At 35.3% G+C, this 15,784-nt stretch carries 11 protein-coding genes, 1 tRNA gene and 1 other annotated feature; of the genes, 1 reads left to right on the top strand and 11 read right to left on the bottom strand.

Annotation, left to right across the window (positions count from 1 at the left end; genetic code table 11):
• Window positions 1-112: 112 nt before the first annotated feature.
• Both WKT09_RS04375 and WKT09_RS04370 read right to left on the bottom strand, forming a co-directional pair.
• On the bottom strand, window positions 113-1,114 hold the full coding sequence (locus tag WKT09_RS04375; RefSeq protein WP_340414877.1) for a LytTR family transcriptional regulator DNA-binding domain-containing protein: 1,002 nt from the start codon (window positions 1,112-1,114) through the stop codon (window positions 113-115).
• Between the two features lie 80 nt (window positions 1,115-1,194).
• Window positions 1,195-1,287 (bottom strand) — tRNA-Ser (locus WKT09_RS04370).
• 131 nt (window positions 1,288-1,418) lie between these two features.
• Between WKT09_RS04370 and WKT09_RS04365 the strand changes: the two genes are divergently transcribed.
• On the top strand, window positions 1,419-3,749 hold the full coding sequence (locus tag WKT09_RS04365; protein ID WP_340414876.1) for a BCCT family transporter: 2,331 nt from the start codon (window positions 1,419-1,421) through the stop codon (window positions 3,747-3,749).
• 198 nt (window positions 3,750-3,947) lie between these two features.
• Here WKT09_RS04365 and WKT09_RS04360 read toward each other — a convergent pair whose 3' ends face one another.
• The 9 genes from WKT09_RS04360 to recF all read right to left on the bottom strand — a co-directional run bounded on the left by WKT09_RS04360 (window position 3,948) and on the right by recF (window position 15,778).
• On the bottom strand, window positions 3,948-4,175 hold the full coding sequence (locus WKT09_RS04360) for a hypothetical protein (protein ID WP_340414875.1): 228 nt from the start codon (window positions 4,173-4,175) through the stop codon (window positions 3,948-3,950).
• A gap of 134 nt (window positions 4,176-4,309) precedes the next feature.
• Window positions 4,310-5,581, bottom strand: coding sequence for a serine--tRNA ligase (gene serS / locus WKT09_RS04355; protein ID WP_340414874.1), 1,272 nt, complete (start codon window positions 5,579-5,581; stop codon window positions 4,310-4,312).
• A gap of 45 nt (window positions 5,582-5,626) precedes the next feature.
• Window positions 5,627-5,837, bottom strand: a binding site (T-box leader).
• A gap of 47 nt (window positions 5,838-5,884) precedes the next feature.
• The gene (gene pdxS, locus WKT09_RS04350; protein ID WP_340414873.1) at window positions 5,885-6,733 is read right to left on the bottom strand and encodes a pyridoxal 5'-phosphate synthase lyase subunit PdxS; all 849 of its coding nucleotides are present in this window, start codon (window positions 6,731-6,733) and stop codon (window positions 5,885-5,887) included.
• A 16-nt stretch (window positions 6,734-6,749) separates the two neighbouring features.
• Window positions 6,750-8,057 carry a D-alanyl-D-alanine carboxypeptidase family protein gene (locus WKT09_RS04345; protein ID WP_340414895.1) on the bottom strand — a complete coding sequence of 436 codons (1,308 nt, stop codon included), beginning with the start codon at window positions 8,055-8,057 and terminating at the stop codon, window positions 6,750-6,752.
• 35 nt (window positions 8,058-8,092) lie between these two features.
• Window positions 8,093-9,559: an IMP dehydrogenase gene (gene guaB / locus WKT09_RS04340; protein WP_340414872.1), complete on the bottom strand. Its 1,467-nt coding sequence runs from the start codon at window positions 9,557-9,559 to the stop codon at window positions 8,093-8,095.
• 216 nt (window positions 9,560-9,775) lie between these two features.
• A complete protein-coding gene (gene gyrA, locus WKT09_RS04335; RefSeq protein ID WP_445323978.1) occupies window positions 9,776-12,244 on the bottom strand; it encodes a DNA gyrase subunit A in 2,469 nt (822 codons plus the stop codon).
• Between the two features lie 186 nt (window positions 12,245-12,430).
• Window positions 12,431-14,353 (bottom strand): DNA topoisomerase (ATP-hydrolyzing) subunit B, encoded by a 1,923-nt coding sequence (gyrB, locus tag WKT09_RS04330; protein ID WP_340414870.1) that lies wholly within the window; start codon window positions 14,351-14,353, stop codon window positions 12,431-12,433.
• A 38-nt stretch (window positions 14,354-14,391) separates the two neighbouring features.
• Window positions 14,392-14,637: an extracellular matrix regulator RemB gene (gene remB / locus WKT09_RS04325; protein ID WP_340414869.1), complete on the bottom strand. Its 246-nt coding sequence runs from the start codon at window positions 14,635-14,637 to the stop codon at window positions 14,392-14,394.
• Window positions 14,638-14,644: 7 nt separating this feature from the next.
• On the bottom strand, window positions 14,645-15,778 hold the full coding sequence (gene recF, locus WKT09_RS04320) for a DNA replication/repair protein RecF (RefSeq protein ID WP_340414868.1): 1,134 nt from the start codon (window positions 15,776-15,778) through the stop codon (window positions 14,645-14,647).
• Window positions 15,779-15,784 lie beyond the last annotated feature (6 nt).

Below are 15,784 nucleotides of genomic sequence, written 5' to 3'. Positions count from 1 at the left end.
AAAAAAGCATTATTTCCTGGGAAATAATGCAAATACAATGTAAAAGGGTGCCTTCATATATAGGAGAGATGGCTATGAATGACCTATCGTATGACATATCTTCATTACAAACTTACATTCCTAACATTTCTTTCAATGTAGCCATTTTGGACTTTGAAAGTGGGATGGTTGTCTTTTTTTCATCATCTAAGATCAAACTATAACTATTTCTCGTCCATGTAATCACTTCACGAACTTTTTGTAAATTGACAATATAGGACCGATGACAACGGAAAAAACCGAACGGGAATAATTTAATTTCTAGCTCTGCTAATGTAGAGGTAGAAGGAAAAGCATCTCCATTTATATACAAATGTGACACACCGTCATTACTTTCAATATAATCTATTTCAAATGGATCGAATAATATGATTTTGTCGTCAATTTTCGATGGTATTTTTTCTAATGTAATGGGAATTGCTTCATTATTTATTTCCGCTTCTTTTTCTTCGTGCTTCATTTCCACTTCATGTAATCCTTTATCGTCGATTCGAAAAACGATATCTCCATAATTTAGTGCACTTTCCATATTCGTCGTCAACAAACAGATAGTTTTTCCAAGTTCTTTTAAACGTTGCAACACTTTCATTAAAATTTGTTTCGATTCAAGGTCAATATTTTGATCTGGCTCTTCCAGCATCAGCACTTTTGCATCTTGTAATAATAAATAAGCGAATTGCAATCTTTTTCGTTCTGAAAATTGTAACCGATGTACTCGTGTATTTGCCTTTTCTTCTAATGATACGAAAGATAATAATGCATCAATACGTTCTGTTGTATCTATCATTCGATGTAGAAATTGTAGCATTTCCTTCACTGTTAAATGATCATATAACATATCGTGTAAAAAATGAATATAAATTTGACGTTTGTTTTTCTTTGTTAGTGGTGCTCCATCAATGAAAATGTCACCTGAAGAAGGGGAGGTGTTCATCTGTAATAATTGCAATAATTGTTCTCGTATATTTACAGTTGAATAAATGGCATAAATTTGACTTTGTTCCATCGTACACGAGAATGTAGGGAGTAATGTCATATCATTCTTACGCTTTTCTATCTTATGGAATGTCAGCATCATAATCCTCCGTATCCGAATGAATTTTTTCGATTAAAAAAACCAGTATCATGATCGATACTGGTTTTATATGCAATATATGGAGGAGGAAGAGGGATTCGAACCCCCGCGGGCTTTGACACCCCTGTCGGTTTTCAAGACCGATCCCTTCAGCCAGACTTGGGTATTCCTCCATAACAACATTTATTATAATACATGAATTTAAAATGGATGTCAACAGTTATATATATCTTTTTTTAAATGTTTAACTTTTTTTATTCGTGGGTACAGTATAAAATATTAACAACATGAAAGGAAGAATTACATGAGTACGTCGAGTGACGACAATAATAGGAAAAGTGAAAAAAAGTTAGGAGCAGTCTTTTATGTTTCTACAATTATTATCGCATTGTTCGTAATTTGGGGAGCTGCATCACCTAGTTCTCTAAATAGTATAGCTGGTGATGCATTAGAATGGATGATTACAAGTTTCGGTTGGTTTTATATGTTGATTACTGCATTTTTTGTTTTATTCGTAATTGTACTTGCAATCAGCCCATTCGGTAATATTAAATTAGGGAAGGACGATGATGAACCAGAATTTTCTTGGTTATCATGGATTGGAATGCTGTTTGCCGCAGGTATTGGGGTAGGATTCGTCTTTTTCGGGGTAGCAGAACCACTGCTATATTATAATGACCCACCCGTAGGAATTGAACCTGGAACACGTGACGCTGCATTAGCTGGTCTGCGTTATGGAGCATATCACTGGGCATTTCACCCTTGGGCAATTTTCTCCATTGTTGGTTTAACATTGGCATATGTACAATTCAGAAAGGGGAAACCAGCATTAATTAGTTCCGCCTTTTATCCTTTCTTAGGAAATAAAACAGATGGTAAAGTCGGAAAAACAATTGATACTTTAGCAGTACTTGCTACTTGTACTGGTGTCGCAACAACATTCGGTCTTAGTGCAATGCAAATGACAGGTGGATTATCTTATTTAACACCTATACCAAATACGACTTCCGTCCAATTAATTATTATTGCAATTGTAACGGTTTGTTTTATGATTTCTGCTGCATCTGGACTTGATAAAGGGATTAAAATTTTAAGTAATACGAATATCGTGGTTGCTGGAATTTTAATGGTATTTATCATTATCTTTGGTCCAACATTATTTATTGCAGAAAGTTTTGTAACGACATTAGGTGGATATATTTCAAATGTGGTTCCAATGGCTTTAACATTAACACCATTTTCTGAAAGTGATTGGCTGGGGAAAAACACCATTTTCTTCTGGGCATGGCATATTTCATGGGCACCATTTATGGGATTATTCATCGCGCGTATTTCAAAAGGACGTACCGTACGTCAATTTATCTCTGGAGTATTACTCGTTCCAACTGTGATTGCTATCCTATGGTTTAGTGTATTCGGTGGAACAGCATTAAATATTGAAATCAATGGTGCGGGTGGATTAGCGACCATTGTCGATGAAAACGTTGAATTAGCATTATTTGCGATGTTAGAACATTTACCGTTTGGACTAATTACTAGTACAATCGGAATTATTTTAATCTTTATCTTCTTTATCACATCTGCAGACTCTGCAACATATGTATTAAGTTCCATGACATCAAAAGGTTCCCTTACGCCACCAATGAAAATAAAAGTCATTTGGGGATTATTAATTGCAGGAACAGCTAGTATTTTACTCGTCAGTGGTGGTGGCGGATTAGATGCATTACAAACCGCTTCACTCATTGCTGCATTGCCATTTGCGATCGTCATGATCTTTTTAATCGTTAGTATTTTCATTATGTTCAAACGAGATTATTCATTGCAAAAACGACTACAAACCAATGCAGATCGTGAAGAAGTAAAAGAAGAATTTCGTGATGAATTTCTTGAAGAAATAAAAGAAGATGCGTTAGATGCATTAGAAACTCCTTCAGAGGAACAAATGGCAAAGGTAACAGATGAAATGAAAGAACAATTTGTTACAACAGCAAAAGAAGAATGGTATGACGAAGTAAAAGACGAAGTATACGATAAATTTAAAGATGAAGCATATGATGAAGTGAAAGACGATATTTATGACGAAGTGAAAGATAAGGCATATGAAGAAGTAAAAGATGATGTATACGATAAATTTAAAGATGAAGCATATGATGAAGTGAAAGATGATGTGTACGATAAATTTAAAGATGAGGCATATGATGAGGTAAAAGACGATGTATACGAGGAAATAAAAGATAAAGCGTATGAGGAAGTAAAAGACGATGTATACGAAGAATTAAAAGATAAAGCATATGATGAAGTAAAAGACGATGTATATGAGAAATTTAAAGATGAAGCATATGACGAAGTAAAAGACGATGTATATGAGAAATTTAAAGATGAAGCATATGATGAAGTGAAAGATGATATTTTCGAGGAACTGAAAAATAAAGCATATCACGAAGTAAAAGATGATATCTTCGAGGAATTGAAAGATAAAGCATATGAAGAAGTAAAAGATGACATTTTCGAAGAATTAAAAGATAAGGCATATGAGGAAATGAAAGATAATTTATATGACGAAATGAAGGAAGACTTAATCAATGACATCGTTCGTAATATAAATGAAGACGATAAGGAAGATAAGCGATAATAATAGGCCCAAATGGTTGAAGAGATTTCAATCATTTGGGCTATTTTCATCTATTGACATCTTTTTCTAATGATATGTCATCACGTACAGTTTTTAACAATTAGAAGAAAATTATCCAGTTAGGGGACTCGCTCCAACAATAGACACCTTTATAATTCGCGGAGTACCTACAGGGACATTTGGTGAGGAAATAACTTATCAGTTGGATTCTTGCAACTTTGAGTTGCATTCTTGCAACTTTGAGTCGTATTCTTGCAACTTTGAGTCGTATTCTTGCAACTTTGAGTCGTATTCTTGCAACTTCGAGTTGGATTCTTGCAACCTCGAGTCGGATTCTTGCAACTTCGAGTTGGATTCTTGCAACTTCGAGTTGGATTCTTGCAACTTCGGGTTGCATTCTTGCAACTTCGAGTTGGATTCTTGCAATTATCTTATCATGATAAGTGGCATTTTTTATACCACGCAAAAAGCTATCTGGAACCTCTGGCATAGCAAAGAATTTTCAAATGCATAATAAAATGACAAGTAGTGTCGTACAACTACTTGTCATTTATTTTCCTTTATTTAATTACCTCTACGCCACCCATATATGGACGTAATACATCCGGAACTACGACCGATCCATCAGCTTGTTGGTAATTTTCGATGATTGCTGTTACTGTACGGCCTATTGCTAAACCAGATCCATTTAATGTATGCACATATTCTAATTTTCCTTCCTTATTACGGAAACGAATACCTGCACGACGAGCTTGGAATGATTCAAAGTTTGAGCAAGAAGAAATTTCTCGATACGTATTTTGAGCTGGAATCCAAACTTCAATATCATATTTCTTTGCTGCGGTAAACCCTAAATCACCTGTACACATGCTCATCACACGATAAGGTAATCCTAATAATTGTAACACTTTTTCAGCTTGTCCAGTTAACTCTTCTAATGCTTCATAAGAATCCTCTGGTTTAACAAACTGTACTAATTCTACTTTATTGAACTGGTGCTGACGAATTAAACCACGTGTATCGCGCCCAGCAGAACCAGCTTCCGAACGGAAACATGCACTATATGCGACATATTTTGTTGGTAAATTTTCCTCTACTAAAATTTCATCCCGATGAAAATTTGTTACAGGTACTTCTGCAGTAGGAATGAGGAAATAATCTTCTTCTTCAATTAAAAATGCATCTTCTTCAAATTTAGGTAATTGACCTGTTCCTGTCATACTCGTACGGTTTACTAAATATGGCGGTAACATTTCTTCATATCCATGTTCATCGGCATGTAAATCCATCATAAAGCTAATTAATGCACGTTCTAATCGAGCCCCTAACCCTTTATAGAAAACGAAGCGGCTTCCAGCTACTTTTGCTGCACGTTCAAAATCCACAATGCCTAAATTGGTTCCAATATCCCAATGTGCTTGCGGTTCAAATGCAAATGAAGGAATTTCTCCCCAAGTGCGAACCATCACATTATCTTCTTCATCTTCACCAACTGGTACGGAGTGATGTGGAATATTCGGAATAGCCAACATAATAGCTTGTAGTTTTTCTTCTATTTCATTTAATTCTGTATCCAGTGCTTTAATATCTTTTCCAACTTGTTGCATTTCTTCAATGACTGCTGATGCATCTTGTTTTTCCCGTTTCATCGTAGAAATTTGTTTAGATACTTCATTTCTTTTTGCTTTTAATTGCTCTACTTCTGCAATGACTTCACGACGTCGACGATCTAGCTCACCAAAATGTGTTAATTCTGATAAGTCTTCACCTCGTTTTTCTAACTTTTGTACAATTTCATCAAAGTTTTGGCGTAAAAACCTTATATCTAACATACCATTTCCTCCTTTTATCCATAAAAAACTCCCATCCCTAATAAGAATAGGGACGAGAGTATTTTTTCCCGCGTTGCCACCCAAATTGAAGATATATCATCTATCTTCCAGCTTAAATGGATAACGGCCAAGTACCGAACTTATTCCTCATAAGTCTGTTTAAGGATGGATTCATAGCTATTTTTCATCGATTTACACCAACCATCGACTCTCTAAAGAAAACATCACTATTACTATTTCCTATCATTACATTTATATATTACCTATAGATTACCGTTTCAAACGGTAAAAATCAAGTACGAATTATTCACTACGATCTGCCATACGATCGAAACCAGTTAATGTACTCATTTCAATTCCTTTCATGGCAGTTCCTAAATCTTTTGATAACTCCGCGATTAATTTATAATCTGTATAGTTTTCTGTCGCCTGAACAATAGCACGAGCAAATTTTTCAGGGTTGTCCGATTTGAAAATTCCTGAACCAACAAAAACTCCGTCCGCGCCTAATTCCATCATTAATGCCGCATCTGCTGGAGTTGCTACCCCACCTGCAGCATAGTTGATCACTGGTAAACGACCTTTGTCACGAATATCCATTAAAACATCATATGGTGCTTGATTGTCACGTGCAAATACCATTACTTCATCTGCACTCATCGATACTAAACGTTGAATATCTGCATTTACTTGACGTAAATGACGAACCGCTTCGACAATGTTTCCAGTTCCAGGTTCTCCCTTTGTACGTAACATTTGCGCTCCTTCCCCGATTCGACGAGCAGCTTCACCGATGTTACGACATCCACATACAAATGGAACAGAGAAATCTGATTTTTTAATATGAAATACTTCATCTGCCGGTGTTAATACTTCACTTTCATCAATACAATCGATACCCATTGATTCTAATACTCGTGCTTCGATAATGTGCCCGATACGGCCTTTTGCCATTACTGGAATAGAAACAGCATTCATAACTTCCTCTGTAATAGTTGGATCTGCCATTCTAGCAACTCCACCTTCTTTACGAATATCAGAAGGTACTCTTTCTAATGCCATGACTGCTACAGCACCTGCCGCTTCAGCAATTTTCGCTTGTTCTTCATTTACGACGTCCATAATGACGCCGCCTCGTTTAAAATTAATCACTTCGTTATCCCCCTAGTTAGAATAAATCTGTTATTTTTGTAAAGAGACTTGCAAAAAATGAGCCAATACCACTCATTAATAAACTAAACCAATTTTTCTTTTCTACATCTTCTGTTGCAACGATATCTACTGTAAATGTTTTGTCTTCGTTAATATAACCAGGATCATTTTCACCTTCATATATTAATTTAGCTACTCCAACTTTATCGCCTTTTTTAATTGGTGCTTCTAATTGTCCATCTTTGTTCAATAATGATTCATCTATTTCATAGGAAACGTTATAATCTCCCTCAGTTCCTTTTTGAATTGGCGCAGAGATTTTTTCAGCAATTTCAATGCCTACTTTATCTTCTTTTCCTTTCGAAACATCTAATGTTTTTTCTGTTTCTAATTGGTACCCAGCTGGGAATAACTCTGCTTCACCGAATTCTTTGAAACCAAAATCTAATAATTTAGCTGTTTCTTTAAATCTTTCTTCGACACTTTTCGTTCTCATTACAACCGTAATTAAACGTTGTCCATCTTTTTCAGCGGTAGAAGTAAATGCATATCCAGCTAAATCTGTATGACCTGTTTTTAAACCATCTACACCTTCATAATAGAATTGTTTTAAGTTTTGTGAGTCATGTGGCAACATCCAGTTGTAATTTGTAATTTCTAATCCATCGAATGTTGTATTCGTTACACTTGTCGTTTCTAATACTTCCGGATAATCGGATACTAAATGGTAGGCTAATAATGCAGCAGACTTCGCTGATAAAAGGTTTGTGTCATCTGCCTTCGTTCCTTCTGGATGTTTTCCATCTAATAATTTATTATCTAATCCATTAGAGTTAACGAATTTAAAATCAGTTAAACCTAATTTTTCACCTGTTTCATTCATCAGTTCTACAAATTTACCTTCTGTTCCACTAATTAATTCAGCTAATGCAATCGATGTCGCATTATCCGAATAAATAGCCATTGCTTCGTATAATTCTTTTACTGTGTAATCTTTATCTTGGGTTAATCCAACACCAGAGAAGTTATTATTAGCAGAAATTTCATATGCATAATCACTAATCTGTGTTTTATCGTCCCAATTAAGTTCTCCTGAGTTAATCTTATCTAACACGATATACTCAGTCATCATTTTTGTCATACTTGCTGGAGGTAATGCTTCATTTTCATTTTTAGCATACAATATTTTACCTGTTTCCACATCTACAATAATGGCAGATTCTGCCTTTGTTTTCATACTTTTTGCCTCTATCGTATTTGGTGCAACAATAGATAATATCATTGCAAATACAATAAGAGAAAATAATACGGTTCTTTTATACATCTTACTCACTACTTTACCTCCATCACCTATCTACATTAATTAATTGAATAGTTTGGTGCTTCCTTCGTAATTTGGACCTCATGTGGATGGCTTTCTCTTAACCCAGCATTTGTGATACGGATAAACTGTGATTCTTCTCGTAATGCTTGTAAATCTTTTGATCCGCAATAACCCATACCAGCACGTAAACCACCAACTAGTTGATCCATCGTATCTGCTAAAGATCCTTTATAAGCAACTCGTCCTTCGATACCTTCTGGAACAAGTTTTTTCACATCGTTTTCTGCTTGGAAGTAACGGTCCTTTGATCCAGCTTTCATCGAAGCTAATGATCCCATACCACGGTAAACTTTATATTGTCTTCCTTGGTAAATTTCCATTTCTCCCGGGCTTTCAGAAACTCCAGCAAACATACTACCTAACATTACTGCACCTGCACCTGCTGCGATTGCTTTTACAATGTCTCCTGAATATTTAATTCCACCATCTGCGATTACAGGCACACCATGTTTTTTCGCTTCCATCGCACAGTCATGTACAGCTGTAATTTGTGGTACTCCAATTCCAGCAATTACACGTGTCGTACAAATCGAACCAGGTCCAATACCAACTTTTACAATATTTGCTCCTGCTTCAATTAAGTCTCTCGTTGCTTCTGCTGTTGCAACATTACCAGCAATAATATTTAAATCTGGGTAAGTTTCGCGTACTTTACGAACTTGGTCAAGCACACCTTGAGAGTGCCCATGTGCTGTGTCGATTACAATAACATCAACATGTGCTTCTACTAATTTCTCCACACGAGTCATCGTATCAGTTGTGACACCTACAGCTGCTCCAACAATTAAGCGACCATGTTCATCTTTAGCAGAATGAGGATACTCTGCTACTTTTTCAATATCTTTAATCGTTATTAATCCTCGTAAAACGTTATTATCATCTACGAGAGGTAATTTTTCGATTTTATGTTTTTGTAAGATTTTTTGTGCTTCATCAAGTGTTGTACCTACTGAGCTTGTAATTAAATCTTCGCTCGTCATGACATCTTTAATAACAATTGAATAGTCTTCAATAAAGCGTAAATCACGGTTCGTTAAAATACCGACTAATTTTTGCTCTTCGACGTTATTAACGATAGGTACGCCAGAAATTTTATATTTTCCCATTAAATGTTCTGCATCATAAACTTGATGTTCAGGTGTTAAAAAGAATGGGTTTGTTATCACACCACTTTCAGATCGCTTTACACGGTCTACTTGTTCCGCTTGTTCTTCAATCGACATGTTTTTATGAATGACACCAAATCCACCTTGACGTGCCATCGAAACTGCCATATCTGCCTCTGTTACTGTATCCATTCCTGCACTAATTAACGGTGATTTTAATTTTAAAGTAGGGGATAACTCAACCGATATATCTACTTCTCTCGGTAATACTTCCGATTTTGCTGGAACTAATAAAACATCATCAAAGGTTAAACCTTCCTTTGCAAATTTACCCATTATTAAATTTCCTCCTCTAGTTGTTGCTTTTGCTTGAATTGTTAATTAAAATCATAACTCATTTTTTCATAAAGATAAAGAAGATACTGTCGATTTTTCGTTAAGTTTTCATAACGAAATAAAAATAGTATTTTTCATTTCCTTATCTTTCCATAAAAGAAAAAGAACTACATTAAAATTAGCTCTTTTTCTTTTCAAAAATTTTATTACATCATATTATTCTGTTTGATCATCTAATGATTCATCTGTTGCTCCTGAAGTTTCCGGTGTTTCTAAAGCTTCTAGACTTTCTTCATCCTCGATTTCTTCTTCATCAATTTTGGCAACAGTTGCTACTTCTTCACCGTCTTGAACACGGATGAGGCGAACGCCTTGTGTATTACGACCTGTTACAGGGATCCCTTCTACAGGAATACGAATTAAGACACCATCAACCGTCATAACCATTAAATCTTCATCACCGTGGACAACTTTCACTTTTACAACATGGCCAGTATCTTCTGTTAAGCGACAAACATAATAGCCTTTTCCTCCACGATTCGTTTTACGGTATTCAGATTCGATTGTTCGTTTACCAATCCCTTTACTCGTCACATGTAAAATATAACCGTCTTTTTCAACGATTTCCATGGAAACAACTTCATCATCTCCACGTAAGAAAATCCCTCTAACACCTGCGGCAACTCTTCCCATCGAACGGACAACATTTTCGTCGAAACGAATAATATAACCGTTTTTCGTTGCGATAATGACATCTCTTGTTCCATCTGTCGAACGTACCGATATTAATTCATCTTCATCTTTTAAAGTGATAGCAATTAATCCACCACGACGAATATTTGCGAAGTTTTGTAATGGGACACGTTTTGAAATACCTGTTTTTGTCGTAAAGAATAAATATCCTTCTTCTTCAAAGTCTTTTACTGTAATGACTGTATTTATATATTCATCTTGTTCGATTTGTAATAAGTTAATTATCGGAATTCCTTTTGCGGTTCTATTGAACTCAGGGATTTCGTATCCTTTTAGACGGTATACTTTCCCTTTATTCGTAAAGAATAGAACCGTATCATGTGTAGATGTTGTAACTAAATGTTCGACAAAGTCATCATCATTCGTTCCCATTCCTTGTACACCACGTCCACCACGATTTTGTGTACGATATGTCGAAGTAGGGAGACGTTTAATATAGTTTTTATGTGTTAATGTAATAATAATATTTTCTTCAGGAATTAAGTCTTCATCTTCAAAGAAATCTGCGCCACCGACTGTTATTTCAGTACGGCGATCATCCTTAAATTTCTCTTTAATTTCCATTAATTCTTCACGGATTATTTCTAACACTTTTTCTTCATCCGCTAAAATTGCTTTTAATTCTTCGATTAACTTTAAGATTTCCGCATATTCTTCTTCGATTTTTTCACGTTCTAAACCTGTTAAACGTTGTAAACGCATATCTAAAATTGCTTGTGCTTGTTTTTCAGATAACTTAAATCGTTCGATTAATCCTGTACGTGCAATATCCGCTGTTTTTGAATTACGAATGAGTGTAATCACTTCGTCTAAATGATCTAACGCAATTCGTAATCCTTCTAAAATATGTGCACGTGCTTCTGCTTTTTTCAAATCGAATTGTGTACGACGTGTAATAATGTTCATTTGATGTTCTAAATAATGCTCTAAACATTCTTTGATCGTCAATACTTTCGGTGTACCATTTACTAGTGCTAACATATTGATTCCGAATGTTGTTTGTAGGGCCGTATATTTATATAAATTATTTAAAATAACATTCGCATTTACATCTCGACGTAAACGAATAACAATTCTCATCCCATTTCGATCTGATTCATCATTTAATTCCGTAATACCGTCGATTTTTTTATCACGAACAAGTTCCGCAATTTTTTCGATTAATTTTGCCTTGTTTACTTGATATGGAAGTTCTGTCACGATTAATGTTGTCGTTCCATTTTTATTTTCTTCGACATCAATTTTGGCACGTAGCGTAATCGAGCCACGGCCAGTTTCATAAGCTCGACGAATACCGCTTCTTCCCATAATAATTCCCGCAGTAGGGAAGTCTGGACCAGGAATATATTCTTCCATCAATTCATCGATTGTAATATCAGGATTTTTACTTAATGCTAAAACGGCATCGATCGTTTCTCCTAAATTATGTGGGGGAATATTCGTCGCCATTCCTACCGCAATACCTGATGAACCATTTACTAATAAATTTGGAAAACGTGCAGGTAAAAACACCGGTTCTTTTTCAGATCCATCATAGTTATCTTGATAATCAATCGTATCTTTTTGAATATCTCGTAATAATTCCATCGCTAATTTAGACATTCTTGCCTCTGTATAACGCATCGCAGCAGCAGAGTCACCATCTACAGAACCGAAGTTCCCATGTCCATCGACTAATAAATAACGATGACTAAAATCTTGTGCCATACGTACCATTGCTTCATAGATAGAGGAGTCACCGTGTGGGTGGTATTTCCCCATAACATCCCCAACGATACGTGCAGATTTTTTATATGCTTTATCTGCATGCATTCCAGATTCATTCATCGCATATAAAATACGACGGTGAACTGGCTTTAATCCATCACGAACATCTGGAAGGGCACGCGAGACAATAACACTCATCGCATAATCCAAAAAGGATGTTCGCATTTCTTCGCTTATATTAATTTGTTCAATATTTGATTGTTGTGATTCCACTTCATCAAAACCTCCTACATGCATTCAAAATCCTGTGTCTCTAAACATTGTGATAAAAATGTTGTTCATGAAACATGTATTTCCTTTGCAACATCCTTATTTTCACATCATTTCAGACATTATTTACAGTTCATCAAATTAAATATCTAAATTCGCATACTGTGCATTTTCTTCAATGAAATCTCGACGTGGTTCTACTTTATCACCCATTAAAACATTAAAAATTTCATCTGCGTCAATTGCATCTTTTAATTTCACTTGCAACAATGTACGTGATTCAGGATCCATCGTCGTTTCCCATAATTGGTCTGCATTCATTTCCCCTAAACCTTTATAACGTTGAATGGACGGTTTCGGTGTTGCAGGTAAACTCGCTAATTTCTCTTCTAATTGACGATCACTATATACATAATTTAACGATTTTCCTTGTTTAATTTGATATAAAGGAGGTTGTGCAATATAAACATAGCCATGTTCTACTAAAGGTCTCATATAACGATAGAAGAACGTTAATAATAATGTTCGAATATGTGCACCATCTACGTCCGCATCCGTCATAATAATAACTTTATGGTAACGTGCTTTCGTAATATCAAACTCTTCTCCAATCCCTGTACCTAATGCGGTAATCATCGTACGTACTTCATTATTGGACAAAATACGATCTAAACGTGCTTTTTCAACGTTTAAAATTTTACCACGTAACGGTAAAATTGCCTGGAAGTGTCGATCACGGCCAGATTTTGCCGATCCACCTGCCGAATCCCCCTCCACGATAAACAGTTCACTAATTTCAGCATTTTTAGAAGAACAATCCGCTAATTTACCAGGTAAGTTGGAAACTTCTAAACCGCTTTTGCGACGTGTTAATTCACGTGCTTTCCTTGCTGCTAAACGTGCACGTGAAGCCATCATTCCTTTTTCAACGATAATTTTTGCAATCGATGGATTTTCAAAAAGGAATTTAGAAAATGCTTCACTGAATACAGCATCTGTTACAGTACGAGCATCATTATTTCCTAATTTCGTCTTCGTTTGACCTTCGAATTGTGGGTCCGTATGTTTGATAGAAACGATAGCCGTCATTCCTTCACGCACATCTTCACCACTTAAGTTTTCATCATCTTCTTTAAACAATTTACTTTTACGAGCATAATCATTGATGACACGTGTTAGAGCGGTTCTAAATCCAGCCTCATGTGTTCCACCTTCATGTGTATGAATATTGTTCGCAAAAGAAAATAAATTCGTATTATAACCATCATTATACTGAAGCGCTACTTCTACAGAAATATCATTTTGTTCTCCTTCCGCATAAATCGGTTCATGTAATACTTCCTTCGTACGGTTCATAAATTCAACGTACGATCTAATTCCACCTTCATAATAAAAAGATTCACGTTCATTTTTCGTTTCTTCACGTTTATCTTCCAGTGTAATCGTAATTCCGCGATTTAAGAAAGCTAATTCACGTAAACGATTTTTTAATACCGCATAATCATATACTGTCGTATCAGTGAAAATTTCCGGATCTGGTTTGAATTTTATCGTTGTTCCTGTATGATCTGTCTCACCAATCGTCTTAATTTGTCCGATTGCTTCTCCACGTTCAAAACGTAAGAAATGGATTTTTCCATCACGGTGTACATACACTTCTAAAAATGTCGATAAAGCATTTACGACCGCGGCACCAACTCCGTGTAATCCACCAGATACTTTATATCCGCCACCACCGAACTTACCTCCAGCATGTAATACCGTTAAAATAAGCTCTACAGCAGGTTTTCCTGAATCTTCATGAATATCTACCGGAATTCCACGTCCATCATCTTGGACTATAATACTATTATCTTCCTCGATAATGACATCAATCTGGTCACAATACCCAGCTAATGCCTCATCAATACTGTTATCTGTAATTTCCCATACAAGATGGTGTAATCCTTTTTCATTCGTTGAACCAATATACATACTTGGACGTTTTCTTACTGCTTCTAGTCCTTCTAATACTTGTATTTGGTCTGCATCATACGATTGTTCATTGATTAAATTTTCTTCCAAAAAAATCACCTACATTTCATAGTTAAAAATAAAGCTTCTTAAAATGTTTCATATATCTCATCACGATTTTTTAATGTAATCGTTGAAAAGGGGCTATAATAAATTGCATCCATCGTAATTATTATGGCCTTTGCATCCGTTTCTGAACCATAAACTTTTTCGAGTTGCACATGTTTATCAATGACTTCATTCAATCGCCTCGAAGATTCCGTTAATGCATAATCTAAAATCGCGATTATTCGATTGGACTCTACAACTAGTTCATTTCCAATATAAATAAACATCGTATCATCATTCCTTTACATTCGTTAAAGGGGTTAATGTTCCTTGTTCAATCTCATAAATGGAGGCTTTTTTTAATGTATCATGAAAAATTCCATCGACAGTCGTTGTAGAAACGAATGTTTGTACTTTTCCTTGAATCGTACTTAATAAATGTGACTGCCTAAAGTCATCTAATTCACTTAACACATCATCCAATAATAAAATTGGATATTCGCCCATATGCTCATAAATTAAATCTATTTCTGCTAATTTTAAAGATAATGCGGTCGTTCGTTGTTGACCTTGGGAACCAAATAATTTCACATCTTTTTCATTGATAGAAAACATCAAATCATCGCGATGTGGACCGACGAGCGTTGTACCACGGCGGATTTCATTTTTCATCACTTTTTCAAATGCATCCCGGCATTTGTTTTCTATCGTTTCCTCCTCATCTTCTTCCAATACTTCCACAGAAGAAATATAAGAGATTTCTAACTCTTCTAGTTCACGACTTATTTGATAATGAATCGGGATAGCCCATTTTCGTAAACTTTGTAAAAAATGAAATCTTTTCTTTAATATAATCGCTGCATGTGAAATTAATTGTTCGGTTAAAATAGATAAAAATGTCGTATCAGGATCGCGTTCCATTTGTAACTGTTTTAGCATATGGTTCCGTTGTTTTAATATGCGCTGATATTGCCCTAAATGATAAATATATACAGGTTCAATTTGACCTAATTCCATATCAATAAAGCGCCTGCGCACTTGAGGGGATCCTTTTACTAAAGATAAATCTTCTGGTGCGAACATGACGACATTTAAATTACCAATATATTCACTTAATCGTTCTTGTTCTAATCGATTTACTTTTGCTTTTTTACCATCTTTATGAAAAATTAACTCAAGTGGAATTTGTTGGGCATTATTTTTTTCAATCGTTCCTGTTATTTTGGCAAATTCCTCATTCCAAAAGATTAATTCCTTATCATTTGTCGTTCTGTATGATTTTGTAAAAGCTAATATATAAATCGATTCTAATAAATTCGTTTTTCCTTGGGCATTTTCACCAATGATGACATTGACTTTATTATCGAATGTTACGTCTAGTGAGTTGTAATTTCGATAATTTTTCAATTGTAATTGTTTTATAAACATACGTAT

The sequence above is a fragment of the Pseudogracilibacillus sp. ICA-222130 genome (assembly GCF_037892545.1).
In the GTDB taxonomy this organism is placed as follows: domain Bacteria; phylum Bacillota; class Bacilli; order Bacillales; family Amphibacillaceae; genus Pseudogracilibacillus.
Note: the sequence above shows the minus strand (reverse complement) of the source record. Positions and strands in the feature narration are given on the sequence as shown.

What these genes read in the sequence shown, in the direction of transcription:
- WKT09_RS04375 (WP_340414877.1), bottom strand. Translation starts at nt 1,114, where the DNA reads ATGCTGACATTCCATAAGATAGAAAAGCGTAAGAATGATATGACATTA.
- WKT09_RS04365 (WP_340414876.1), top strand. Translation starts at nt 1,419, where the DNA reads ATGAGTACGTCGAGTGACGACAATAATAGGAAAAGTGAAAAAAAGTTA.
- serS (WP_340414874.1), bottom strand. Translation starts at nt 5,581, where the DNA reads ATGTTAGATATAAGGTTTTTACGCCAAAACTTTGATGAAATTGTACAA.
- WKT09_RS04345 (WP_340414895.1), bottom strand. Translation starts at nt 8,057, where the DNA reads ATGTATAAAAGAACCGTATTATTTTCTCTTATTGTATTTGCAATGATA.
- guaB (WP_340414872.1), bottom strand. Translation starts at nt 9,559, where the DNA reads ATGGGTAAATTTGCAAAGGAAGGTTTAACCTTTGATGATGTTTTATTA.
- gyrA (WP_445323978.1), bottom strand. Translation starts at nt 12,244, where the DNA reads ATGCGAACATCCTTTTTGGATTATGCGATGAGTGTTATTGTCTCGCGT.
- remB (WP_340414869.1), bottom strand. Translation starts at nt 14,637, where the DNA reads ATGTTTATTTATATTGGAAATGAACTAGTTGTAGAGTCCAATCGAATA.
- recF (WP_340414868.1), bottom strand. Translation starts at nt 15,778, where the DNA reads ATGTTTATAAAACAATTACAATTGAAAAATTATCGAAATTACAACTCA.